Source organism: Paenarthrobacter sp. YJN-5, assembly GCF_015040095.1.
Taxonomy (GTDB): Bacteria; Actinomycetota; Actinomycetes; order Actinomycetales; family Micrococcaceae; genus Arthrobacter; species Arthrobacter ureafaciens.
In genome coordinates, this window is record NZ_CP053544.1 from 4,440,604 (window position 1) to 4,464,280 (window position 23,677).

27 protein-coding genes are annotated in these 23,677 nt (G+C 63.4%); 12 read left to right on the forward strand and 15 right to left on the reverse strand.

The features are described from left to right. Positions 1-18 precede the first annotated feature (18 nt). Complete coding sequence (locus tag HMI59_RS20605) at positions 19-864, reverse strand: HAD family hydrolase (RefSeq protein ID WP_166184678.1); 846 nt, start codon at positions 862-864, stop codon at positions 19-21. A 99-nt stretch (positions 865-963) separates the two neighbouring features. Next, complete coding sequence (gene serS / locus HMI59_RS20610; protein WP_021474204.1) at positions 964-2,244, reverse strand: serine--tRNA ligase; 1,281 nt, start codon at positions 2,242-2,244, stop codon at positions 964-966. 55 nt (positions 2,245-2,299) lie between these two features. On the opposite strand from serS, the gene HMI59_RS20615 reads away from it, so the two are divergent. After that, positions 2,300-3,358: a diacylglycerol kinase family protein gene (locus HMI59_RS20615; protein WP_193592372.1), complete on the forward strand. Its 1,059-nt coding sequence runs from the start codon at positions 2,300-2,302 to the stop codon at positions 3,356-3,358. On the opposite strand, the gene HMI59_RS20620 is transcribed toward HMI59_RS20615, so the two are convergent. From HMI59_RS20620 to HMI59_RS20630, 3 genes are all read right to left on the reverse strand, one after another. After that, positions 3,355-3,585 (reverse strand): hypothetical protein, encoded by a 231-nt coding sequence (locus HMI59_RS20620; protein WP_062094487.1) that lies wholly within the window; start codon positions 3,583-3,585, stop codon positions 3,355-3,357. The genes HMI59_RS20615 and HMI59_RS20620 overlap by 4 nt on opposite strands. A 132-nt stretch (positions 3,586-3,717) precedes the next feature. Then, positions 3,718-4,650 (reverse strand): prephenate dehydratase, encoded by a 933-nt coding sequence (pheA, locus tag HMI59_RS20625; protein WP_021474201.1) that lies wholly within the window; start codon positions 4,648-4,650, stop codon positions 3,718-3,720. Between the two features lie 26 nt (positions 4,651-4,676). Beyond that, on the reverse strand, positions 4,677-5,003 hold the full coding sequence (locus HMI59_RS20630; protein ID WP_062094484.1) for a rhodanese-like domain-containing protein: 327 nt from the start codon (positions 5,001-5,003) through the stop codon (positions 4,677-4,679). A 194-nt stretch (positions 5,004-5,197) separates the two neighbouring features. Between HMI59_RS20630 and HMI59_RS20635 the strand changes: the two genes are divergently transcribed. From HMI59_RS20635 to HMI59_RS20645, 3 genes are read left to right on the forward strand one after another with little or no spacing between them, the layout of a single operon-like run. Then, complete coding sequence (locus tag HMI59_RS20635; RefSeq protein ID WP_193592373.1) at positions 5,198-5,941, forward strand: peptidase E; 744 nt, start codon at positions 5,198-5,200, stop codon at positions 5,939-5,941. Further along, complete coding sequence (locus HMI59_RS20640) at positions 5,934-7,367, forward strand: amidase (RefSeq protein ID WP_193592374.1); 1,434 nt, start codon at positions 5,934-5,936, stop codon at positions 7,365-7,367. Before HMI59_RS20635 ends, HMI59_RS20640 begins: the two co-directional genes overlap by 8 nt. A 54-nt stretch (positions 7,368-7,421) precedes the next feature. Continuing rightward, positions 7,422-8,921, forward strand: a complete 1,500-nt coding sequence (locus HMI59_RS20645) for a peptide MFS transporter (protein WP_021474197.1) — start codon at positions 7,422-7,424, stop codon at positions 8,919-8,921. An 80-nt stretch (positions 8,922-9,001) separates the two neighbouring features. On the opposite strand, the gene HMI59_RS20650 is transcribed toward HMI59_RS20645, so the two are convergent. After that, the gene (locus HMI59_RS20650; protein WP_193592375.1) at positions 9,002-9,628 is read right to left on the reverse strand and encodes a DUF4190 domain-containing protein; all 627 of its coding nucleotides are present in this window, start codon (positions 9,626-9,628) and stop codon (positions 9,002-9,004) included. Positions 9,629-9,794: 166 nt separating this feature from the next. Here HMI59_RS20650 and pgm point away from each other — a divergent pair, with 166 nt between their 5' ends. Then, positions 9,795-11,456: a phosphoglucomutase (alpha-D-glucose-1,6-bisphosphate-dependent) gene (gene pgm, locus HMI59_RS20655; RefSeq protein ID WP_193592376.1), complete on the forward strand. Its 1,662-nt coding sequence runs from the start codon at positions 9,795-9,797 to the stop codon at positions 11,454-11,456. Between the two features lie 191 nt (positions 11,457-11,647). On the opposite strand, the gene HMI59_RS20660 is transcribed toward pgm, so the two are convergent. Next, positions 11,648-12,253, reverse strand: a complete 606-nt coding sequence (locus tag HMI59_RS20660) for a malonic semialdehyde reductase (RefSeq protein WP_193592377.1) — start codon at positions 12,251-12,253, stop codon at positions 11,648-11,650. A gap of 257 nt (positions 12,254-12,510) precedes the next feature. Between HMI59_RS20660 and HMI59_RS20665 the strand changes: the two genes are divergently transcribed. Further along, complete coding sequence (locus HMI59_RS20665; protein ID WP_193592378.1) at positions 12,511-13,866, forward strand: uracil-xanthine permease family protein; 1,356 nt, start codon at positions 12,511-12,513, stop codon at positions 13,864-13,866. Positions 13,867-13,917: 51 nt separating this feature from the next. Here the strand turns inward: HMI59_RS20665 and HMI59_RS20670 are convergent, their stop codons facing one another. Further along, positions 13,918-14,139 (reverse strand): helix-turn-helix transcriptional regulator, encoded by a 222-nt coding sequence (locus HMI59_RS20670; RefSeq protein WP_021473232.1) that lies wholly within the window; start codon positions 14,137-14,139, stop codon positions 13,918-13,920. Then, entirely contained in the window at positions 14,139-14,630 is a 492-nt protein-coding gene (locus HMI59_RS20675) for a DUF2975 domain-containing protein (RefSeq protein ID WP_193592379.1), read from the reverse strand. Before HMI59_RS20675 ends, HMI59_RS20670 begins: the two co-directional genes overlap by 1 nt. Positions 14,631-14,855: 225 nt before the next feature. Between HMI59_RS20675 and HMI59_RS20680 the strand changes: the two genes are divergently transcribed. Further along, the gene (locus HMI59_RS20680) at positions 14,856-15,422 is read left to right on the forward strand and encodes a type 1 glutamine amidotransferase domain-containing protein (RefSeq protein ID WP_021473230.1); all 567 of its coding nucleotides are present in this window, start codon (positions 14,856-14,858) and stop codon (positions 15,420-15,422) included. A gap of 194 nt (positions 15,423-15,616) precedes the next feature. Then, positions 15,617-15,943: a hypothetical protein gene (locus tag HMI59_RS20685; RefSeq protein WP_193592380.1), complete on the forward strand. Its 327-nt coding sequence runs from the start codon at positions 15,617-15,619 to the stop codon at positions 15,941-15,943. Between the two features lie 42 nt (positions 15,944-15,985). Here the strand turns inward: HMI59_RS20685 and HMI59_RS20690 are convergent, their stop codons facing one another. Together HMI59_RS20690 and HMI59_RS20695 are read right to left on the reverse strand one after the other, a co-directional pair. After that, entirely contained in the window at positions 15,986-16,306 is a 321-nt protein-coding gene (locus HMI59_RS20690) for a type II toxin-antitoxin system PemK/MazF family toxin (RefSeq protein WP_193592381.1), read from the reverse strand. Continuing rightward, a complete protein-coding gene (locus HMI59_RS20695; protein ID WP_255527631.1) occupies positions 16,303-16,491 on the reverse strand; it encodes an antitoxin MazE family protein in 189 nt (62 codons plus the stop codon). The genes HMI59_RS20690 and HMI59_RS20695 overlap by 4 nt, the downstream gene beginning before the upstream one ends. Before the next feature lie 114 nt (positions 16,492-16,605). Here HMI59_RS20695 and HMI59_RS20700 point away from each other — a divergent pair, with 114 nt between their 5' ends. Beyond that, the gene (locus HMI59_RS20700; protein WP_193593847.1) at positions 16,606-17,157 is read left to right on the forward strand and encodes a dihydrofolate reductase family protein; all 552 of its coding nucleotides are present in this window, start codon (positions 16,606-16,608) and stop codon (positions 17,155-17,157) included. A 106-nt stretch (positions 17,158-17,263) separates the two neighbouring features. Here the strand turns inward: HMI59_RS20700 and HMI59_RS20705 are convergent, their stop codons facing one another. Together HMI59_RS20705 and HMI59_RS26000 are read right to left on the reverse strand one after the other, a co-directional pair. Continuing rightward, a complete protein-coding gene (locus HMI59_RS20705) occupies positions 17,264-17,563 on the reverse strand; it encodes a hypothetical protein (RefSeq protein ID WP_193592383.1) in 300 nt (99 codons plus the stop codon). A 413-nt stretch (positions 17,564-17,976) separates the two neighbouring features. Then, positions 17,977-18,111 (reverse strand): hypothetical protein, encoded by a 135-nt coding sequence (locus tag HMI59_RS26000; RefSeq protein ID WP_021473227.1) that lies wholly within the window; start codon positions 18,109-18,111, stop codon positions 17,977-17,979. Between the two features lie 214 nt (positions 18,112-18,325). On the opposite strand from HMI59_RS26000, the gene HMI59_RS20710 reads away from it, so the two are divergent. Continuing rightward, complete coding sequence (locus HMI59_RS20710; protein ID WP_193592384.1) at positions 18,326-19,069, forward strand: MBL fold metallo-hydrolase; 744 nt, start codon at positions 18,326-18,328, stop codon at positions 19,067-19,069. Between the two features lie 39 nt (positions 19,070-19,108). After that, positions 19,109-19,345: a DUF2630 family protein gene (locus HMI59_RS20715; protein WP_069696621.1), complete on the forward strand. Its 237-nt coding sequence runs from the start codon at positions 19,109-19,111 to the stop codon at positions 19,343-19,345. 3 nt (positions 19,346-19,348) lie between these two features. On the opposite strand, the gene HMI59_RS20720 is transcribed toward HMI59_RS20715, so the two are convergent. Both HMI59_RS20720 and HMI59_RS20725 read right to left on the reverse strand, forming a co-directional pair. Continuing rightward, a complete protein-coding gene (locus tag HMI59_RS20720; RefSeq protein WP_193592385.1) occupies positions 19,349-20,491 on the reverse strand; it encodes a glycerate kinase in 1,143 nt (380 codons plus the stop codon). Between the two features lie 219 nt (positions 20,492-20,710). Then, entirely contained in the window at positions 20,711-21,673 is a 963-nt protein-coding gene (locus HMI59_RS20725) for a D-2-hydroxyacid dehydrogenase family protein (RefSeq protein ID WP_227471475.1), read from the reverse strand. A 151-nt stretch (positions 21,674-21,824) separates the two neighbouring features. On the opposite strand from HMI59_RS20725, the gene HMI59_RS20730 reads away from it, so the two are divergent. Continuing rightward, positions 21,825-23,663 carry a glycoside hydrolase family 2 protein gene (locus HMI59_RS20730; RefSeq protein ID WP_193592387.1) on the forward strand — a complete coding sequence of 613 codons (1,839 nt, stop codon included), beginning with the start codon at positions 21,825-21,827 and terminating at the stop codon, positions 23,661-23,663. The last annotated feature ends 14 nt before the right edge of the window (positions 23,664-23,677 follow it).

Consider the following 23,677-nt stretch of genomic DNA (forward strand, 5'->3'; position numbering starts at 1 on the left):
GCAGATGCCGGGCGGCAGCTACAGCACGCTGCGCAACACCAGCGCGGCGCCGTCGTCGAGCACTGACTCGGTGACCTCGTCCGCCACGGCGAGCACCTCGTCGGGGGCTTGGCCCATGGCTACGCCCCGGCCCGCCCACGTGAGCATTTCGATGTCGTTGCGGCCATCACCGATCGCCAGCGTGTTCTCCTGATCGATGTCGAGTTGAAGGCGCAAGGCTTCCAAAGCGCTGGCCTTCGTCACACCTTCGGCGGCGATGTCCAGCCACGCCGTCCATCCCACCGAGTACGTCACGCCGGACAAGCCGATGTGCCCGATTGCAGTGTTGAACTCCTCCGAGGTGTTCTCAGTGCTGAAGACCACGACGCGCACTGCGGTGGAATCCAGCAACGTCCGGAAGTCGACGGGGATCGATTCGACCCCGAAACTGACATCGTGGAAACGCTCGGTGGACAGGAAGTTGCCGGCTTCGTCCTCCAGTGCGTACTTGGCGCCGGGCAGCCGCTCGCGGAGTGCTTCCAGTGCGGGAGCGGGATCGAACGTGGCTTTGTGGACGATCTCGTAGCCGTCCTCCAACGACGGGTCGAGCCGCAAGGTGACGCCACCGTTGCAGCACACCACATAGCCGCGCTCCAAACCGATCAGCTCAACAATGGGCAACGCGGCATTCAGCGAGCGGCCGGTAGCGATGATGACGTCATGGCCCTTGGCTACGACACCTTGGGCGGCTTCCCTGACCGCCGGGGACATATGGCCGTCATGGTCCACGAGGGTGCCGTCAACATCCAGGGCAATCATGAGTTTGTTCTTGGGATCGGGCTGGTCATCGATGCCAGCAACTGCAGTATCAGTCAAAATAGTCATGGTTCCAGTAGAACAGACTCAGATGAACTCTTTTCCAACTGACTGCCAATAGTGGTTGCTCTGAGAGCTCAGAACAACCACTAATGCAAGCTACTTGGGCTACAGAACCGGCAAGACCTCGAGGCCGCCAAGGTACTTCTGCAGCGCCTTGGGAACATTCACGGAACCGTCCGCATTCTGGTGGTGCTCAAGGAGCGCAACGATCCAGCGCGTGGTGGCCAGCGTGCCGTTCAAGGTGGCCACGGCACGGGTGCCCTTGGCAACGCCTTCCTCGTTGACCACGCGTTCGCGGATGTTGAGGCGGCGGGCCTGGAACGTGGTGCAGTTGGACGTGGACGTGAGCTCACGGTACGCGTTTTGCGTGGGGACCCAGGCTTCGCAGTCAAACTTGCGGGCCGCGGACATGCCCAGGTCTCCGGCAGCGGTGTCGATCACGCGGTAGGGAAGCTCGCACTTGGCCAGCATCTCCTCTTCCCAGGCGAGCAGGCGCTCATGCTCGGCCGCTGCTTCCTCAACCGTGGTGTAGATGAACATCTCCACCTTGTTGAACTGGTGCACGCGGATAATGCCGCGGGTGTCCTTACCGTGCGAACCCGCCTCGCGGCGGTAGCAGGAACTCTGGCCGGCGTAACGGATGGGGCCGGCGGAGAGATCCAGGATCTCGTCTGCGTGGTAGCCGGCGAGGGCCACCTCCGAGGTGCCCACAAGGTAAAGGTCGTCTTCGGCAAGTCGGTAGATCTCGGCGTCGTGCTTTACATCGAAACCGGTGCCCTGCATGGTTTCCGGACGCACCAAAGTAGGGGTGATCATGGGGACGAAACCAGCCTCAATAGCCTGGTCCATGGCCATCTGCAGGAGCGCCATCTCCAGGCGGGCTCCAACACCCTTAAGGAAGTAGAACCGGGCACCGGAAACCTTGGCGCCGCGCTCCATGTCGATCGCGCCGATCAGCTCGCCGATCTCCAGGTGGTCCTTGGGCTCGAAGTCCGGGAACTCCCGCGGCGAGCCGACGGTCTTGACCACCACGTAGTCGTCTTCGCCGCCCTCGGGCACACCGTCAACAACAAGGTTCGGGATGATGCGGAGGAGCTCCTCCTGCTTGGCCTGCGCGGCGTCAGCCTCGGCGGAAGCGGCCTTCACCGAATTCGCGAGTTCCTTGACCTCTGCCAGCAGTGCCTGCTTCTCCTCGCCCTTGGCCTGCGCCACCTTCTTGCCGAAGGCATTCTGCTCAGCACGGAGGGTTTCGTAGCGGATCAGCGCTGCGCGGCGGTCGGAGTCTGCGGAGATGATCGCGTCCACAACGGACTCATCGGCGCCACGGGCGCGCTGGCTGGCACGGAACTTGTCCGGGTTTTCGCTGAGGTCTTTTACGTCGATCACCACACAAGAGTATCGAATCGGACGTGTGCCCCCATGACGATAGGGTTGGAGCACAATGAGCGACTGGATCCTGTGGGTGATTCTGGCTGGATGCGTGGTGTTTGCCGTCTCCAGTTGGTGGGGCGTGCGCCGACTTAAAGCCAGGCATATACGGAGCGCCGTCGCGGCCGATCCGCACAAGCCGGACCCTGGCTACCAAAAGGTGGCCGTGGTCCTCAACCCGGTCAAGAACAAGTCCGCCGAGACCCGCGCGGCGATCACCGAAGCCTGCGACTTGGCGGGCTGGGATGCACCAACATTTTACGAGACGACCCCCGAGGACCCGGGCTACGGCCAGTCGCGCCAAGCGCTGCAGTCCGGAGCCGACGTCGTTCTTGCCTGCGGCGGCGACGGTACCGTCCGCGCGGTTGCCGAGTCACTGACGCACCAGCGCGTAGCCATGGGCCTGATTCCGCTGGGCACGGGCAACCTGCTGGCCCGGAACATCGAGTTGGACGTCTATGACATTGCCGATTGCATCCAGGTGGCCCTGTTCGGCCACCAGCGCTACATCGACACCGCCACCATGGGCATCCAGAACAGCATCACCGGAGAAGCATCGAGGCACACGTTCCTGGTGATCGCCGGCATGGGACTCGATGCCGAGGTGGTGGGCGACACCAAGGAAGACCTCAAGAAATCCGTGGGCTGGCTCGCCTACACGGAAGCCGGAGTGCGGCACTTGCCCGGCCGTCGGAAACGCGTATCGATCACCATGGATGACGAACTTGAACAGTCCCGCAAGATCCGGAGTGTCCTGTTCGCGAACTGCGGGCTGATCCCCGGCGGCATCGACTTCATCCCGCAGGCAATGCTTGACGACGGCATGCTGGACATCGTTGTGATGAGCCCCCGGAGCGCCGTTGGCTGGGTCGCCATGTACGCCAAGGTGCTGTTCAAGCACAAACGGAACCTGCCGGTCATGAACTTCTACCGCTCGCGGAAGGTCACCATCCGGAGTCAGGAACCGATGGCAACCCAGATCGACGGCGACCCCATGGGCGTAGCGACCAAGGTCACCGTGCAGGTGGAACCGGGGTCGCTGCTGGTCCGGGTGCCCAAGGCAGTCGCTTAGACAGCGCCCTTGTCTGGTTGGGCGGCATTGTCTTCCGCCTCTTCCATGGCAGCCTTGGCCGCGGCATGGGCCTCTGCCTGTTCGCGGATCATCGCTTGTTCTTCTTCAAAGCGAAGGCGATCGGCACGGTCGGCATCGTCACCGTCCCAGTCGTCTTTGTTGTCTCCGGAGGGCTTCGGATTCACAATCATGCCCTGGCCGTCCTGATCGTCGCGGTGTGCAGTCATGACCGCTCCCTTCGTTTGGGCATTTGTCCATCGTCTATGGATCAGGCAAGCATACGCACACTTAGGTTCCGGCGAAAGGGGCTTGAAACGTCAATCAATTTTCCTGATTGTCCTGGTCGCGGGGAAGCTGAGTCAGCCCTTCAGGATGGCCTCAACCCACGCATGGGCTGCGGCAAAAGAGGCATCCGAAGTGTGCGGAGCCACCACCGCGGCCTGCTTGTCGGCGCGGGCATAGGAACCCAGGAAGCGGGTGGCGGGGCTGATCCGGTGGAGTCCGGCGAGGGCATCCGCCACCCTCGCATCTGAGATATGACCGTCGGCGTCGATGCTGAAAAAGTACTGGCCAAGGTATTGGCCGGTGGGTCGCGACTCGATGCGGCTCAGGTTCACGCCCCGCGAAGCGAACTGGTCCAGGATGTCCATCAGGGCGCCGGGATGGTCCTCCGGAAGCGGAACCACCACCGTGGTCTTGTCCGCGCCGGTCCGTTCCGGCAAGGGCCCGGGCCTGCTTACCAGAATGAAGCGGGTGACGGCGTCCGGGTTGTCGCCGATGTTGCTGGCCAGTACGTTCAAGCCCGGTTGTTCCGCCGCCACCAACGGCGCGCAGATGGCGGCGTCGTAATGGGCATTGTCCTCCAGCAGGCCCATGGCGGCCGCGGCTGTGGACGAGCCCGGAACGTAGTCCGCGTTCGGAATATTCGCCTCGACCCACAAGCGGCACTGCGCCCACGCGTGCCCGTGCGTTGAAATGCGCTTGATGTCCGAAATTTCGACGCCGGGCCTCGCCACGATCACGAAGACGATGGGAACCAGCGCCTCGCGAATAATGCGGAGTTCCGTGCCGGTGGCGATGGCATCGAGGGTGGCCGTGACGCCGCCTTCCACGGAGTTCTCGATGGGCACCATGGCGGCGTCCGCGGCGCCGGCGCGGACGCGGTCCAGTGCCGTGTTCACGTTGGTGCACGGAATCCGGGTTGCATCGGCAGCACCGGGTACCTGCATCAGGGCAGCCTCGGTGAAGGTGCCCTCGGGCCCGAGGAACGTGAACGTGGGGACTGCGGACATCTATATATTCCTTATGAGGTATGTGACTACAGGACGACGGGTTTGAGGCCGTTGTCCGAAACCATCGGCTTCCCTGCCTCCAGCCACATGTCCATGCCGCCGGCAACATTCACGGCGGAATAGCCCTGACCAACCAGCCACTGCACAGCGCGGAATGAGCGCCCGCCCGTACGGCAAATGACGAACAGGTCATCGTCGGGGTCCAGCTCGTCCAGACGGGCCGGCAACTGATCCATGGGGATGTGGCGCGCGCCCTCGGCATGGCCGGCTACCCACTCGTAGTCTTCGCGAACGTCGAGGATGCTGGCACCCTCAGGGATATCCCCCACAGTTACAGTTTCGAAGTCGCTCATAGCGGTCCCTTCCATCGGTTCAGGAGTCTCCATCAAGCCTAGTCCCCGGAGTCGACAGCCATGGTCTGCGGAGGTCCGGCGGCTGACCCGCCCGTGGACATTGCTTGCATGCTGCGGTCCCGCCGCGAAGACTGGGTGCCAAAGCAAACCGGACCACACAGTAACCGGACCACACACCGGTAAGGAGAAGCGCCATGGCTGCAGGCCAGCCCACCATCCTTGCAACCTCGGGCGGATACAAGCCCGGAAGCCGCACCCGGATCGAGTTCGACTCCGTGATGCACTACGCGGTGGAACTAGCGGGTGTCACCGGCCGGGCACCGCGCGTAACGCACATCGGGACCGCTTCCGGCGATCAACGATGGTGGGCCGCCGAGATGGACCAGGCCGCGCGCATTGCGGGTTTCGATTTCAGCCACCTGAACCTGTTCACCATGCCCAACGTCGAGGACCCGGAAGCCCACCTTCTTGAACAGGACGTGGTGTGGGTCAACGGGGGTTCCGTAGTGAACCTCCTCGCTGTGTGGCGGGCGCACGGGCTGGACGGGCACCTCCGGAAAGCCTGGGAGTACGGAGTGGTCCTGGCGGGCGTATCGGCCGGGTCCATCTGCTGGTTCAAGGGAGGGGTGACCGATTCCTTTGGTCCGGAACTCAAACCGGTGACCAACTCGCTCGGCTTCCTCCCCTTCCACAACGGCGTGCACTTCGATTCGGAGCTGCGCCGCCGGCCCTTGGTCCACAAGCTGGTGGCCAACGGAACGCTCGGCGAGACGCACTGTACGGACGACGGCGTTGGGCTGGTTTATCACGGCACCGAACTGACGGAGGTGGTCTCCTCCGTCAAGAACAAGGCGGGCTTCCGGGTCACCGCGGGCGCCGGCGAGAGCGTTGACGCGATCGCAGTGGAGGAACGACTGGAGTCACGCTTCCTTGGCTGATTCCACCAGCACTTCCACCGACTCCATCGCCGCCCTGACCGCCGTCGGGCTTCGGGACGCGCTGGCTGGCGGCGAGCTCTCGGCGGTTGAGTCCACGGAGCATTTCCTGTCCGTCATCGAGGCGCACAACAAGCATTTGGGCGCCTTCATCACCGTGACTGCCGACCAGGCACTTGAGGACGCGCGGGCCGCGGACCACAGGTATGCCCGCGGCAGGCGGGAAGACCTCCCCCTGCTCCACGGAATGCCTGTGGCCTTCAAGGACCTGACCGATGTGGCGGGCGTGCCCACAACCCACGGAAGCGCGGCCCTGGAGCACAAACCCGCCCCGGAGGATGGAGCACTCGCGGCAACGCTGAAGGCCCAAGGCGTGATTTCGTTGGGCAAGACCCAAGTGCCGGAGTTCGGGCTCACCGCCTACAGCGAGAACCGCGTTGCGCCGCCGTCGCGCAATCCGCATTCCCTGGCGCGCAGTTCCGGAGGGTCCTCGGGCGGAAGCGCTGCTGCGGTGGCGGCGGGCATGGTGCCGTTTGCTCCCGGGACGGACGGCGGCGGTTCCATCCGCATCCCGGCGGGCGCCTGCGGCTTGGTCGGTTTGAAGCCCGGCCGCGGCCTTGTGCCGTCGGGGGCGAGCGCCGGGGATGCGGCGAAGTTGGTGGTTGCCGGGCCGCTGGCGCGCACTGCGGCGGATGCCGCGTTGCTGCTGGACGCGTTGGTTCCGGAGCAGGACAGGCCCGACGGCGGCTACCTCGCCAACGTTGACCGGGCGCCGGAGCCGCTGCGCATCGGGATGTCGTTGGACAGTCCGTGGTCGCGCATCTATCCGTTTCACATCGAACCGGAAGCGATGGATGCCTTGGAACTGGGACGGAGCCTGCTGGAAAAGGCCGGCCACAGCGTCCACGAGGCCGACGTCCGTTACGACAATCGCTATCCGGAAGCCTTTACCGCTGCCTGGACCGCCGGCGTCGGGAGTGCCCGGATAGCACCCCGGCGGGAAGCCCTGCTGACCCCGTTGACCCGCACTTTCCGGCGTCGGGCCCAACAGCGGAGTGCAGCGAAGGTCAATGAGGCCCTTCGATTCCTGCGCGGGTTCGAGCACGACACCGTTGCGCAGTATTCGCAGTGGGACCTCATTCTCATGCCGACCCTTGCGCAGACGCCCCGTCCCATCCGTTGGTTCACCGGCGGTGGCCACAGCAGCGGGCAGTGGCCGAGCGAGTGGACCGGCGATGCCGAAGAGGACTACAAGCGGCAGTGCGAGTACGCGCCGTGGAGTTCCATGGTGAACGTGAGCGGGCTGCCTGCCATCAGCATCCCCGTACACACCACGGAAGGCGGATTGCCGATGGGAATCCAACTGATCGGCCGCATGGGGTCTGAACTGCAACTCCTCCAGCTCGCGGCGGCTTTGGAGGCCGTTTAAGCCAGGTGTCTAACATATGGAATGCGGTTGCCATGGGTATTGCCCGATGTGACAATGCCCGCAGTCAGTGCCAGCATTGAAGAAATGAGCACACCTCAAACCACGGCTCCGCCCGCCAAAACTCCGGGCGATACGTCATTCTTCGGCCACCCAAAGATGTTGGCCAGCCTTTTCTCCGTGGAAATGTGGGAGCGATTCTCCTTCTACGGCATGCAGGGCATCCTGCTTTACTACATGTACTTCACTGCCGATCAGGGCGGGCTTTCCATCGACAAGGGCCTCGCTGCAGGCCTCGTGGGTGCCTACGGCGGCGGCGTCTACCTGTCCACCATCCTTGGCGCCTGGCTCGCAGACCGAGTCTTCGGTTCCGAGAAGGTCCTGTTCGGCTCCGCCATCATGATCATGACCGGCCACATCGCACTGGCGCTGATTCCCGGAATCCCGGGCCTGATCGCCGGTTTGGTGCTTGTGGGCATCGGCTCCGGAGGCCTGAAGGCGAATGCCACTGCCTTGGTGGGCACCCTGTACGGCGAGAAGGACGAGCGGCGCGATGCCGGCTTCTCCATCTTCTACATGGGCATCAACATCGGCGGCCTCATCGGCCCCCTGGTGACCGGGTGGTTGCAGGAGAGCCGCGGTTTCCACTTCGGCTTCGGCGCTGCGGCAGTCGGCATGGCCATCGGCCTGGTGATCTACGCCCTCGGCCGCAAGCGGCTTCCGGAGGAGGCGCACCGCGTCCCCAACCCGCTCCCGGCATCGGACCGGACCAAGTACGGCCTGATTTTCCTGGGCATCCTGATCGTCATCGGCGTGCTGCTTGCTACGGGCATCGTCAACGCCAACAACCTGGCCAGCAGCATGGCTTACGCAGCCATCGGCGCCGCGGTGATCTACCTCTTCCTGATCTTCCGCAGCCCGCTGGTGTCCGGCGTGGAGCGTAAGCGCGTCCTCGCTTTCATCCCGCTCTTCATCGCTTCTGCGGGTTTCTGGGCACTGTTCCAGCAGCAGTTCACTTTCATCGCCGTGTACTCCGAGGAAAAGCTGGACCGGAACCTCTTCGGCTGGGAAATGCCCGCCGCCTGGGTCCAGTCCATCAACCCGGTGTTCATCATCATCTTCGCCGGTGTCATGGCCGCCCTGTGGACCAAGCTTGGCTCCAAGCAGCCCAGTTCGCCGCTGAAGTTCTCCGCCGGCCTGCTCATCATGGGCCTCGCGTTCCTTGCGTTCATTCCGTTGGCAGGCGAAGGCAAGACCCCCTTGCTGGCCCTGGTCGGGATTCTGTTCCTCTTCACCCTCGCGGAACTGTTCCTCTCCCCCATCGGCCTGTCCGTGAGCACCAAGCTCGCGCCCAAGGCTTTCCACACGCAGATGGTGGCCTTGTTCTTCCTGTCGGTTTCACTCGGCACCACCTTGGCCGGCATCCTCGCGGGGCTCTACAACCCCGAGGATGAGCTCCCGTACTTCCTGGGCATCGGCGGCGTGGCCGTGGTGCTCGCGGTGGCCCTCGCCGCCGCGACTCCCGCGATCAAGAAGCTGATGGCAGGCGTGCGGTAAACCCAGTCCTTAAACGACGACGGCGGCCCTCGCCTCCGGTGGATTTTTTCACCCGGGGCGAGGGCCCCCGTCGTTCGCTTTTAGTAGCGGTAGCTGCTGGTTGAGGCGCCGATCGCTGCGAAGAAGAAGATGGCGAAGATGATGGTCAGCGCGATGCCGATGTAGCCCATCACCAGGCCGGCGATTGCCATGCCGCGGCCTGCGGGCTCGCGGTTCAGGGCGAGGTGGCCCAGGATGACGGCCGCGATCTGGGGCAGGATGAAGAACCCGAAGCCCACAAAGATCGCGATGCCGCAGCACATGCTCGCAATGCTCAGGCCCTTGGGCTGGGACGGCATGGCGTAGTACGCGGGCTGTCCGTACGGGCTCGGCTGGCCATATGGCTGCTGGTACGGGCTCGGCGGCTGGCTCTGCTGGCCGTACGGTGACGGCGGCTGCTGGCTGTAGTCCCCCGGCGTGTAGCTGGACTGGAAGTCGTTCTGGCCCTGCGCGTTCTGGGTGTAGGCGCTTTGGTCGTACGGCGGGAGCGGTTGCGTGGCGCCCTGGGATGAAAAATCGTACGACGGCGGTGGCGGTACGGAACCGCTCTGGCCACCGGTCTGGCTGCCGCTCTGACCGGGCGACGTGAATTCTGCGGGCGGCACGTATTGCGGCGGTTCGTAGCCTGCGGGCTTGTCTTCGTTGCCCTTGTTTGGTTGCTCTGACATAGGTTTCCCCCTGTGAATGGTCTTTGAATCCCACACTACCGCCGTGGGGTGCAGCGCATAAGGAGGCTGTTGCGTGGCATGGGCGCTTGTCCGCCATTCGGAGTCACAGCGCCCGCATCACGGACATTTCCCCCACGGGCGGGCGGGGGTCTGGCATGCTGGTCCAATGGCTAGCCGAGCGGGCACAGTTGCCCTTCCCCAGGATCTTGTTGACATTACTGCCCTGCTGGACGCGTACTTCGACGTCACCCCGGATCCGGGCGACCCATCACAGCGTGTGGCATTCGGAACGTCGGGCCACCGTGGTTCCAGCCTGAAGGCTTCCTTCAACGAAGCCCACATTCTTGCCATCACGCAGGCGATCGTTGAATACCGGGGCCGCCAGGGCATCACCGGGCCGTTGTTCATTGGCCGCGACACCCACGCCCTGAGCGAGCCCGCGCAGAACTCTGCGCTGGAGGTGCTGGCTGCCAACGGCGTCACCGTCTTGGTTGATGCCCGCCACGGCTACACGCCAACGCCCGCATTGAGCCACGCAATCCTTAAGTACAACCGCGAAGCTGCGCCGGGCACACCCCAGGCAGACGGCATCGTAGTCACCCCCAGCCACAACCCGCCCGCCGACGGCGGATTCAAATACAACCCGCCGCACGGCGGCCCTGCCGACACCGATGCCACCGGCTGGATTGCCGAACGTGCCAACCAACTCCTGGAAAACGGCCTTCGGGGGGTCAAGCGCATCCCCCTGAACGATGCCCTGGCTGCTGACACCACGGGCAAGTTCGACTTCCTCAGCAGCTACGTTGATGATCTCCCTTCCGTGCTGGACCTGGACGCCATCCGCAACGCAGGTGTCCGGATCGGCGCGGACCCCATGGGCGGAGCCTCCGTGGACTACTGGGGCGAGATCGGCGAGCGCCACCAGCTGAACCTGACGGTAGTGAACCCCACCGTTGATCCGCAGTGGGCTTTCATGACCCTCGACTGGGACGAGAAAATCCGCATGGACTGCTCGTCGCCGTCCGCCATGGCTTCACTGATCCAGCGGATGTCCCTTGGCGCTGATGGCAAGGCCGCGTACGACGTCGCAACCGGTAACGACGCCGACGCCGACCGCCACGGCATCGTTACTCCGGACGGTGGCCTGATGAACCCGAACCACTACCTGGCCGTCGCCATCGATTACCTGTACCGGAACCGCAGCGGCTGGAACCCGTCCTCCGTGGTTGGGAAGACCCTGGTCTCTTCCTCGATCATCGACCGGGTTGCTGCCGGGCTTGGCCGCAAGCTGGTGGAGGTTCCGGTGGGCTTCAAGTGGTTTGTGCCCGGCCTCCTGTCCGGTGAAGGTGCGTTCGGCGGCGAGGAATCGGCAGGCGCTTCCTTCAACAAGCGCGACGGCAGCGTATGGACCACGGACAAGGACGGCATCCTGCTGGCACTGCTGGCCTCGGAGATCACTGCGGTAACCGGCTCTTCACCCTCCCAGCTGTACAAGGGACTGACCGACCAGTTCGGCGCCCCCGTCTACACCCGTATCGATGCCGCTGCCACCCGAGAGCAGAAGTCCAAGCTCGGCAAGCTCTCCGCGGCCGACGTCACCGCCACCACACTGGCCGGCGAGGAGATCACCGCCAAGCTCACGGAAGCCCCCGGCAACGGTGCGTCCATCGGCGGCCTGAAGGTGGTCACGGAGAACGCCTGGTTCGCAGCCCGCCCGTCCGGCACCGAGGACGTGTACAAGATCTACGCCGAGTCCTTCAAGGGCGCCGACCATCTGAAGCAGGTCCAGGAAGAAGCCAAGGCCCTGGTGGACGCAGTCATCGCCTAGCGACGGTAGGTGGGCGGGATGTGAAAGAGCGATCCTCAAGTCCGGTTCCTCTATCACATCCCGGCGGCTTTCCCCCATCGCTCTCTCACATCCCGGCGGCTTTCCCCCATCGCTCTCTCACATCCCGGCCCTTAAACGCCGATGCTCCTGCACTTTCGCGTGCAGGAGCATCGGCGTTTAACGGGATCAGACTAGACCGTGCGGACAACCTCATCGTAGGCGAACTTCGGCTTCGCTTCGCCCCAGGCGTCCGGTCCGGGCTGGCCGATGTTCACGATCAGGAAGCTCTTCTGGTCGCCGGCGGGGAAGAATTCGGCGTCGATGGCACTGAAGTCCGCACCGGTCATCGGGCCGGCGGCGAAACCGAGCGAGCGGACAGCCAGGATGAAGTAGCAGGCCTGCAGGTGTGCATTGTTGTTGCCGGTGGCGGCGGCGAGTTCGGCGTCGCCGTCGTACATTGCCTTGGGCGCGCCGTAGGCGGGGAGGAACTTATCCCACTGACCGTGCCAATCGGTGTCGTAAGACAGAATGGCCACCAGCGGAGCGGACGCGGTCTTGGCCTGGTTGCCGCGGGAAAGGTGGTCCACCAACTTGGCGCGGGCCTCGTCCGAGCGGACGTAGGTCACGCGGAGCGGCTGGGAGTTGAAGGCAGTAGGACCATATTTGGTGAGCTCGTAGATGGCGCGGGCCTGCTCGTCCGTGACCTCACCGGAGAAGGTATTGGCGGTACGGGCTTCGGCAAAAATGGCATCGACTGCTGCGGCGTCAATGACTGCTTCTTCGTAGGCAATCGTCATGGATGAACCTTTCGCTGTGTCCTTGCCTTGCGGTGCGGCCCGGACGCTTCTGCTTTCCATGGTTGCAACGGGGGCCTCGGCTGTCCTCTTCCCATGACGGCCCGTGACGTTGGGCACAGTTGGCGACGCCGCGTGTCGTGCCGTAGCGGGACAGGACGACTTTCCGGCCCCAACCGCAGATACGGCGCCTAGGGCAAGCCACGCAACGGCGGTAATGTTGCACCGAACCCAAAACATTCTTCTGAGGAAGGCCTGCCATGAGCATGCTCGGCATCAAATGGAAGCTCCACGGCGACGGCAAGACCATTCGGCCAGGCCACGTGGTGTCCCCCGACGAGCGGCTCGCGTGGCCCCTGACCATCGGCATCGGCATGCAGCACGTCGTAGCGATGTTCGGCGCAACCTTCCTCGTACCGATCATCACCGGCATGCCCCCGGCCACCACGCTGTTCTTCTCCGGCGTCGGCACACTGTTGTTCCTCGTGATCACCAAGGGTCGGGTGCCCAGCTATCTGGGGTCGAGCTTCGCATTCATCGCACCCATCATGGCGTCCCAGCAGCAGTACGGCGTTGCCGGCGCCTTGGGCGGCGTGGTGCTTGCCGGCGTCGTACTGGCGCTTATTGGCGCCGTGGTGCAGAAATTCGGTGCCGAATGGATCAACCGGCTGATGCCGCCGATCGTCACCGGTGCAATCGTGGCGCTGATCGGCTTGAACCTCGCGCCTGCGGCCAAGAACAACTTCGACCTCGCCCCGGTGACGGCGCTGATCACCTTGGTGACGATCATCCTGGTCAGCGTGCTGTTCCGCGGGATCCTGGGCCGGCTTAGCATTCTGGTGGGCGTCGTGGTGGGGTACCTCGTGGCGATGATGCGCGGCGAAGTCAGCTACGAAAAGATGGACGCCGCCGCGTGGATCGGCCTCCCGACGTTCCAGACGCCCGAGTTCCACCTCGGCGTGGTGGGTCTGTTCGTACCCGTCGTCCTTGTGCTGGTGGCTGAGAACGTCGGGCACGTGAAATCCGTAGCTGCGATGACGGGGCAAAACCTCGACGGCGTCTCCGGGCGCGCGTTGATGGCCGACGGCGCCGCGACGGTACTTGCCGGATTCGGCGGCGGCTCCGGCACCACGACGTACGCGGAAAACATCGGCGTTATGGCCGCTACCAAGGTCTATTCGACGGCGGCCTACTGGGTGGCTGGTATCTTTGCGATCCTGCTGAGCTTCTCACCGAAGTTCGGTGAACTGATCGCAACCGTGCCCCCGGGCGTCCTGGGCGGTGCCGCCACCATGCTGTACGGCATGATCGGCATCCTCGGCGTGAAGATCTGGGTCCAGAACAAGGTCAACTTCTCCAACCCGATCAACCTCACCACGACTGCAGTGGCCTTGATCATCGGTATCGCGGACTACACATGGACCATCGGCGAACTGAAGTTCACGGGCATTGCCCTTGGCTCTGCTGCTGCCCTGGTGATCTACCACGGCATGAAGGGCCTGGCCCGTTGGCGCGGGACCGTGGCCGAACCCGAAACCGAGACTGAGGGGCTGCCGCCGGCAGTGAAGTCGGCGATGAACGCCGCAGCGAAGCGCAGCGGGAAGAAGGGGAAGTAGGAGGCTGGGACCAGCTCCTGACGCGGATGCGGCGTGGATCTCCCCACAACGTCAGCGGTTGGCCGGGACCTCAGCCTCCCATCGCAACAAGTCCCCCGGCTGGCACTCCAGCACCTCGCACAGTGCTTCGAGGGTGGTGAACCGTACAGCCTTCGCACGCCCGTTCTTCAACACGGCAAGGTTGGCAGGAGTGATTCCAACCCGTTCCGCCAAGACGCCGGCAGGCATCTTCCGCTTGGCCAGCATCACGTCAATGTCCACGACGATCGGCATCAGATCACCTCGTCGAGTTCGGCGCGGAGACCGGCAGCCTCAACCTCTCGCGCTACAGCCTGGGCCAGCAGGGTCCGCAGCACCAGAATCACCAAGGCGACACCGCCAACCATGAGCGCTGCACCGCAGATCAACAACACGACCCCCGGGGCTACGTCACCCGGAGCCAGCAGGGCGGCGATGGAAAACACCAACACCGCCGCTGCTGAAACAGCCCAAAAGATGATGTCCACGAATTTGAAGGCCCCGTTCGAGAAGACCGTGCCGCGGCGCACCATTGTCAGTAGCCTCCAAACACATACGGCCACTACCTGCACGCACAGGATGCCCAGGACAACGATCACCAGGAAGGCTATCCGTGCTGCCTCCGGCGCGCCGGCCTGCTCCAGGTCCGTTGAAAGCAATGGAACCATCCACACCTGAACAAACAGCGACCCCGCCAACACAACGCCGATCACCAACCGGAGCGCCAATACTGCCAGCTTTCCCACTGCCACCCTTCCTATCGAACAACAATCAAAGGTTATCGTTAAACGATAGGCAAGGTAAGCGGCCGTGCCACAGAACTTAATAGTCAGCTTGCTTATTACTTTCGGTTTTCCTAGGCTGGATCAGGTCAGGCAAACAACTCTCAGAGCAACGGCAGCACCTTGTGCCAGCCGGGGTTTCGGACGCCACAAGCGTTCGAGACCTAGCAGCAAACAGGAGGAGGAAGAATGTCAGAACACAACATTGCAGGCAAGAAGGTCGCCTTCCTGTTGACGGACGGCGTGGAGCAGGTGGAGCTCACCAGCCCATGGCAGGCCGTTAAGGACGCCGGAGGCGAACCCACCCTCGTCGCCCTCGAAAAGGGCAAGCTCCAAGGCTTCAACGGCGTGGATAAGGGTGACACCTTCGATGTCGACCTCGCCGTAGCAGACGCCGACGCATCAGACTTTGACGCCTTGGTCCTCCCGGGCGGCGTGGTGAACGCCGACCACCTCCGCGTCGACAAGGACGCGCAGAACTTCACCCGCGCTTTCTTCGAGCAGCACAAGCCGGTGGCATCAATTTGCCACGGCCCGTGGATCCTCATTGAAGCCGGCGTCATCAAGGGACGCAACGTCACGTCGTACCACACGCTCCAGACGGATCTCCGCAACGCCGGCGCCAACTGGAGCGACGAGGAAGTCGTCGTCGATCAGGGCCTGGTCACCAGCCGCAACCCTGACGACCTCCCGGCCTTCAACAGCAAGCTCGTCGAGGAAATCTCCGAGGGCCAGCACGCTGGCCAGACAGCGTAGCGCTACCCGCGCACGACCCACACACGGCAAGTGCCGCCGTCGTAGTTCACAAGACTTACGACGGCGGCACTTGCCTCCCCCACGCACCGCACCACCGCATCAAACAGCAAATGCAGGACCAGCTTCTCGTCGTAATGTTGCGTAGATCACATCCGATGCTTAGGCTGGGGAGGCTGCAGCGTGGCAGCTACCCAATGAAAGGCAACACATTGACCAGCGAGAAGCTCTCCGTAGTTGTTCGCGTCGACGTTGACGGCGAACAGATCCAGATCGCAGCGACCGGTCGCGTTACCCTCACCAGCCTTCAGGGCCTCTACCCCGTGGTTCAGCGCACCAAGAGCCTGGGCAGCGGCCTGGACGTTCGGATGGATCTTTCGGAAGCCACAGTTGATGCCGATGCACTGGACGAACTACAGCTTTACGCGGGCCTTTGCGAGATTCCCGTTTTGCTCAGCCCGGAGAAGAGCAACGTAACAGCACTCCCCTCCCGCACACCGCGACTGACGACTGCCGCCGCCTAGCGGGAAGGCGCGGATTGCCAGACACCTTCCACTCAGCCCTTGCTAAGCAATGCCAAGGAAGACCAGCAGCGCCCTTTCAACCTCCACCATCTGAACTGGCGCAAGACGCCCAACGCGCGTCTGCACGCTGGCGCGGCGGACGGTGGTCAGCTTGTCGATCATAATGTGACTCTCGCGCACAAGGCCTGAAAGTTCAGAGGGCTGGACAGGGATTCTCAATAATGGAATGTCCACAAGTGTCGACGTCAACGGCAGGACAGTCAGAGAGTCGTTGGCGTCGAAGCGATCATCCTGAATAACCAGGGCGGGACGTGGCTTCGAGGCAAAAACACCTCCCGCAACAGTCCAGATGTCACCCCTCACTCGTCATCCCAGGAAACGGACACGGCCTCGATCCACTCTTGGTCGTCGGAGTGCGTGGCAGCGTCCGCCGCCATAGCCGACTGCCGATGTGCCTCCGCAGCGAAGTTCTTGGCACGCGTATCGGGAACCCAGACCTGTATGGACCGGAAGCCCGCCTCACGCATGCGCCGGCGATGCTCACTCACTCGCTCTCTTACACTCATGCGGTTAACGTTACATGTAACAGCGAATAGGCAATAGACTTCCTTCGCTGACCGACAATAACTACAGTGGGCCTGACGTTCGATCTGGAGGCATTCATGCGCAAAGTCACCGCCGGGCTCTTCCACTCCGTGGACGGCGTGGTTCAGGACCCTTTCAAGTTTCAGTTCGACAGCTTCGATGCGGAGCTCGGTCAGGGTCTTGGCAAGATGATCACCACAGTAGACACCGTGGTGTTGGGGCGGGTGAGCTACCAGGAATGGGCCCAGTACTGGCCCAACGCGTCACAGGATGACGACTTCGCGAACTTCATCAACCCCGTCGAGAAGTACGTCGCATCGCGGACGTTAACCGAGCCGCTGGAATGGCAGAACTCGCGCCTGATCGACGGCGACGTCGAGGATTTCGTCACGGAACTCAAGTCCCGTGACGGCGGGGAAATCGCAGTCTGCGGGAGCATCTCCCTGGTCCGGCAGCTATTCTTCGCCGGCGTCCTGGACGAATTGACCCTCATGACCCACCCCGTGATTGCCGGGAGCGGCCGCCGCCTCTTCGAGGAGGGCGACCCCCTCAATCGGCTGCTACTCAAGGACCAGTACGCCACCTCAAAGGGCAACGTCATCACCACTTACAGTCTGCGCAAGGACTAAAAGCCCGACGCCGGCCCCCGCACTGCGCCTTGGCTCACCGGCGCGCGCGACCACAGAAAGCAGCGCGCCCTGCCGGAACGCGGCCAGGACGCGCCGTTTCGATTGTCTAGTGGCTACCGGTCACCGTCTGCCAAGGAAGGTTCTTGGCGTTACATAGCAGCGCGGGTGACTCGCCCATTGCCGCCAGCTCATCCTTGAGCCCCTGCCTGACGCCTTGACCATATGACTGGACCCGACCACCCTCCGGGTATGCCGCATCCGGGTCATCATTCAGTCCCGAAAACGAACAAATGGAGTTCGAGTTCTGCGGACCCTGTTCCACTTTCCCGGCGGCAAAAGCCGGTGTGGCCGACAGCGCCGTCAGCGCACCGACGCACAGTGCAGCAGAGAGAATTCTGATTCGCATTGCATTACCTCGCTTCGTTAGACGTGGCGTGCGCTCCCCAGCCAGCCCGACGCAGGTTGGATAAACCTAGCGCATGAAACCCCCGGTGTTAAGAGCCGGCCGCTTTACACACCCGCGGGGGCGGTGGGCTCGTAAGCCAATGCGCCGCACGACTGGAAGCAGACTACCCAGGGCCCGCCGTCGTCGGATATCGAGGATCGGCGCCGAAAGGGACCAAGAAATTCACTGGAACTCAAAATACGCCGGCGCGCACTTCAAGAGGACGGATCCTCGAAGTTTTTAGTGCGGCGCTTTAAGCCGCTCGCCTGAAATATGCAAGCAGCTTCTACTAACCACATTAGAAATTCTGCATTTGCAGTGAGCCGCAAGGAGGGCCCCGTCGCGGCTAGGAGTCCGGACGGGGCCAGCTCTTGCTAGCGCTGGTTCTTGCGCGGCTTGGTGAAGATGTTGCCGCTGCTCTCAGCCTTTGCCCTTTTTTCGGCGCGCTTTTCCAGGATGGTCTTTCCAGCCTTCTTGGCAGCACCGCCGCCAGGCGTTTTTCTGGCCATGGATAATTACTCCTTTCAAACTCGCAGTAACTTCACCATACCTACTTTTATTTTTTTATCCAGCCCGCTTTTTTCGCAGGAAATTCCTGCGCACAAAAAATCGCCGCGCCCACCATCCAAGCGCCTACCCCCAGGCACACCCTTGCCCCCAAATACTAAGGATGCTTATGGTGGGATGACCCGCCGTTCGTGCGGAGCCCCCAGGAGGACCATCATGACCATGACCGAGGTCGCCGACGGCGTGCACCGCTTCTCGGATGCCTACGTCAACTTCTACGTTGTTGAGGGCTGGGAAGGACTCACCCTGGTGGATTCCGGCCTGCCGGCAATGTGGACGCCGTTGGAACGTGCGCTGCAAGGGCAGGGCTTCTCGCTCCAAGATATCCGCGCGCTGGTATTGACTCACGCGCACTTCGACCACCTTGGCCTTGCCAAACGGCTGCATCTGGAACTCAAGATTCCCGTTTGGGTGCACGCAGAGGACGCCTTCATCGCCAAACACCCCTACCGCTACCGCCACGAACGCTCACGCTTTGTCTTTTCACTGACGCACCCGAGGGGCCTGCCGGTAATGGCAAGCATGGCCAGGGCCGGCGCCTTGAAGGTTCCGGGCATCGATGATGTTCGGCATTTTCCGGGTACTGGCGCACTTCCGGTTCCTGGCAGCCCGGAGATCGTGTTCTCACCCGGGCACACCAGCGGACACTGCGCCCTGTTCCTGAGGGAGCGCGGCATCCTATTCAGCGGAGATGCGCTGGTCACCCTGGACCCTTATACCCAAAACAAGGGACCCCGCATTGTGGCAGGAGCGGCGACCGCGGACAGCGCGTTGAACCTGGCGTCACTCAAACAGCTGGCCGCCACCAAGGCCGAGCTCGTACTACCGGGCCATGGCGAACCGTGGACTGGCGGAGTGGAAGCAGCAGTGTCCATAGCCCGCGCCAACGGCCCCGCCTGAGCGCTAACCGAAGAAAAGCAAGCAACAGAGGAGACAGTCATGGAGAACCAAGACATTCTGGAACGCATTCAGTCGCTGGTGGAAGAAGAACACCGACTTCGCGACGAAGCAGTGGACGACGGCGATGACAACCGGGCACGGCTTGCCCAGGTAGAGGCCCAGCTGGACCAATGCTGGGACCTCCTGCGCCAGCGCCGCGCGAAGCGGGATGCCGGTGAGGACCCGGACGAAGCCGAAGCCCGCCCCATCAGCGAAGTGGAGGGCTACCGCCAGTAGCTCCTAAGCGCCCTCAAGCACCTGGCTCGTGGCCCACGCAACGTACTTTCCGGCGTTGGCCACCGCATCCGCAACATCGGGAAGTCCGTCCTTGCGCTGGGCTACGTCCAGCAGCTGGGCGGCAGCCACGATTCCGTGTTTTGCCAAGTCCTCGGGCGTGACCGTGATGCGGCCGGCAACAGCCACCACCGGGATGCCGTGCACGCTGGCAGCGTCGGCCAGCGCAATCGGGGCCTTACCCGTGAGCGATTGCTCGTCCATGGACCCTTCGCCGGTGATCACCAGATCGGCCTCAGCCAAGTGCTTCGCCAAGCCCGTCAGGCCCGCCACGAGGGCGAATCCGCCTTCCAGCGCGGAATCGGTGAAGGCAAGGAACGACGCCGGGAAGCCACCTGCCGCCCCGGCACCCGGAACGTTCACGTCGCGGCCCGTGGATTCCCGCAGGAGCGATGCCCAGTTGCGGAGTCCGGCGTCGAGCTTTTCGACAGCCTCTTCGTCGGCACCCTTCTGGGGGCCGAAAACATGGGCGGCGCCTTCGGTGCCGTACAGCGGGTTTTGGACGTCGACGGCGATCCGGAACTTGACGCTGGACAGCCTCGGGTCGAGCCCGGATACGTCCAAGGCGACGACGTCGGCCAAGGAACCTCCGCCAAGCGGCACTACGTTACCTGCCGAGTCCACGGGCTTGAGCCCCAAGGCACGCAAGGCTCCGCTGCCGCCGTCGGACATTGCCGAGCCGCCCAAGCCCAGCACTATCTCGGTGGCACCGGCGTCGAGGGCGGCGGCGATGAGCTGGCCGCAACCGTAGCTATGGGCGCGCAGGGAGTTCTCCGGGGTGGGTTCCATGTGTGCGAGGCCGGAGGCCTGGGCAGTCTCGATGACCGCTGTCGCTCCACCGAAGGAGTTCTTCTGAATGGCCCACGAGGCGCCGACGGGCTTGAGGATCGGGCCAACAACGGCGTTGTTCCGCTCTTCGTAACCAGCGGCAATGGCGGCGTCGAGGGTGCCTTCGCCGCCATCGGCTACGGGGAATTGGGTAGTGACGGCGTCCGGGTAGACGCGGAGGGCACCTTCTGCCATGGCTGACGCGGCTTCGGCGGCGGTCAGTGATCCCTTGAACTTGTCAGGGGCGATGAGGATACGCATGGGTCTATCTTGCCAGTCCTTTGCGGGAAAGCGCTTGCCGATCGCGTAATGAGTCGCATAATGAGACGTGTTTCGGCGCCGGGTTAGTTGGCGGCGAGGGGGTCGCATCCTTTTCCGCCAACCGCTACCGTAGCAACGGGCGCGGTCAGCGCGAAGGGGTGCGCCGTCGCGTCGTAACGGGTGCGATCAGCGCTAACGGGTGCGCCACAGCGCCCGGGCTCAGCCGTTCAACACCCTGACAGGGGTGTCCGCCAGCCAGCCCTTGACGTCCTCGAACGCTCCGCCGTAGAACTGGCGGTAGCTTTCGTGCGTCACATAGCCGATGTGTGGCGAGAGGACCGTCCGTGGGGAATGCAGCAGCGCGTGCCCTGCGGGGAGCGGCTCATCGTCGAAAACATCCAACGCAGCCCCGCGGATCCACCCCTCCTCCAGCGCCCGGATCAGCGCAGCCTCGTCCACCAAAGGTCCGCGGGCGGTGTTGACCAGCAAACCTTCGGGACCAAGGAGGCGCAACTCGTTGGCTCCCACAATCCCCCTGGTACGCTCCGATAGCCGCAGGTGGAGCGTGACGACGTCGGACTCGCGGAACAGCTCCTCCTTAGTGACCTTTCGGGCACCGGCAGCCTTCGCGGCTTCAGACGTGAGGTTCTGGCTCCAGGCCAGGACGTCCATGCCGAACGCCTGCGCGTACCGCGCGATCCGGGAGCCGATCTTGCCGAGGCCAACAATTCCGAGCGTCTTTCCTTCGAGTTCAAACCCGACGGCGGACTGCCACCCGCCTGCCCGGAGCGAGTTCTCCTCCGCCACGAGGTTGCGGGCGAATGCCAACAAGAGGGACCAGGTCATCTCCGGAGCTGCTGCCGGGGACCCGGCCGTACCGCACACCACGATGCCACGCTCAGATGCGGCATCCATGTCGATCGCCGCGTTGGCCATCCCCGTGGTGACCAGGAGTTGCAGGTTGCCCAGCTCTTCGAGGACATGACGCGGGAATCGGGTGCGTTCGCGCATGGCAACGATGATGTCGAACGGCGCCAATGCCGCCACCGCCTGCTCCTCCGACACGAAAGGTGCGCTGAAGACCGTGACCTTCACGCCGTCGTCGAGCAGTGAATCCCACGGCGCGTAATCGCTGGAGACCTGCTGGTAGTCGTCAAGGATGGCCAAGCGGTACTGGGTCACGTCAATCTCCTTGCGGCGGCTGGACTGTATTAACCAGACTCTCATGCCACGACTTTCCTCGCGGATAATCCACATAGCCGCCCAAAGCCTCGCATCCGGACGCGAAAGATTCTAACGTTGTAAAAACGAGCCTGCCTTCTAAGGAGCTGCCTTGACAGTCGCCAGCAACCACGCCCTTCCCAAACCTGAGCACCCGCGGCCGCAACTGGTCCGGGACACCTGGTTGAACCTCAACGGCACGTGGGGATTCGAGATCGACGCCGGCGACTCAGGATGGGAGCGCGGCCTCACCACACGGGAGCTCACCGGGGAGATCCTGGTTCCCTTCGCTCCCGAGTCGGCCCTGTCCGGCGTAGAGCACGTGGACTTCATGGAGGCCGTCTGGTACCGGCGCACCATCACCGTTCCCGGGGAATGGGCCGGGAAGAAGGTCCTGCTCCATTTCGGCGCCGTGGATCACGATGCCACGGTATGGGTCAACGGAGTGGAGGTGGCCCGGCATCGCGGCGGCTTCACCCCCTTCACGGCAGATCTCAGCGGATTGGCCGAACCCGGCGAGGACGCAGTGCTGGTGGTGCGGGCCAGGGACTCCCGGCATGAGATGCAGGCACGCGGCAAGCAAGCCACCTGGTACAACAACACCCACTGCCAGTACACGCGCACCACGGGGATCTGGCAGACGGTGTGGCTTGAAGCGGTTCCCGAGGTCCACATCAAGCACCTCCGGATTACTCCCAACCTTGCCGATTCCAGTCTGGCTCTAGAGGTTCCCCTCTCGCAGAACCGCGCAGGCCACACCATCAAGGCCATCCTCAGGAACGCCGGCACCACCGTAGCGGAAGCCTCGGTGCGGGCGGACCTGGACCTATCGCCATCGCTCCGGCTCGGCATACCGCAGGATGAACTTCGGCCGTGGTCACCCGAGGATCCCTTCCTATATGACCTTGAGGTGGCCATCGAGGACGCCACTGGTTCGCCGGTGGACCACGTGGCCAGCTACGCCGCTGTCAGGTCCGTGGCGCTGGACGGCAAAGTGGTACGCATCAACGGCAAGCCCGTATTCCAGCGGCTTGTTCTGGACCAGGGCTACTGGCCCGACTCACTCATGACGTCGCCGGACGATGCAGCGCTGGTCAAGGACATCGAACTCTCCATGGCCGCAGGTTTCAACGGTGCCCGGCTCCACCAGAAGGTCTTCGAGGAGCGTTTCCTCTACCACGCGGATCGCTTGGGCTACCTCGTCTGGGGCGAGTTCGGGGACTGGGGCGTGTCCGGCGGAGGAACGGTCGGCCACAACCAGAAGCCCACAGCGAGCTTCGTTGCCCAGTGGTTGGAGGTGTTGCAGCGCGACTTCAACCATCCGTCCATCATCGGCTGGTGCCCGCTCAATGAAACACACCAACTCCTCCATGACCGCATCACCGTGCTGGACGACGTCACGCAGGCCATGTTCCTAGCCACCAAGCTGGCCGATCCCACGCGCCCGGTAATCGATGCCTCGGGCTACTCCCACCGGATCCGGGAGACGGACATCTACGATTCCCACTCCTACGAGCAGGATCCGGACAAGTTCCGCCTCCAGCAGGAGGGCCTCGCCACCGGCAAGCCTTTCCTCAACCGCACCCCCGACGGAGGGGATTACTCGGTCCCCTACTCCGGACAGCCCTACTTCGTCTCCGAGTTCGGGGGTATCTGGTGGAACGAGGAAGAGGCCAGGCAGGCCGCTGAAGCCGGCAATGATGTGGCAAGTTCCTGGGGTTACGGTCAGCGCGTGGCCAGCGAAGAGGAATTCTATGAACGGTTCGAAGGCCTGTGCCGCGTCCTCCTGGAGAACGCGGATATGTTCGGGTACTGCTACACGCAGTTGACGGACGTCTTCCAGGAGAAGAACGGTATCTTCACGTTCGATCGCGGCCCCAAGTTCGACCTTGAGCGCATCCGGGCAGCACAGCTGCGCCCTGCGGCCATCGAGAGCGAACAGGATCTCTGACTCGACTAACGGGT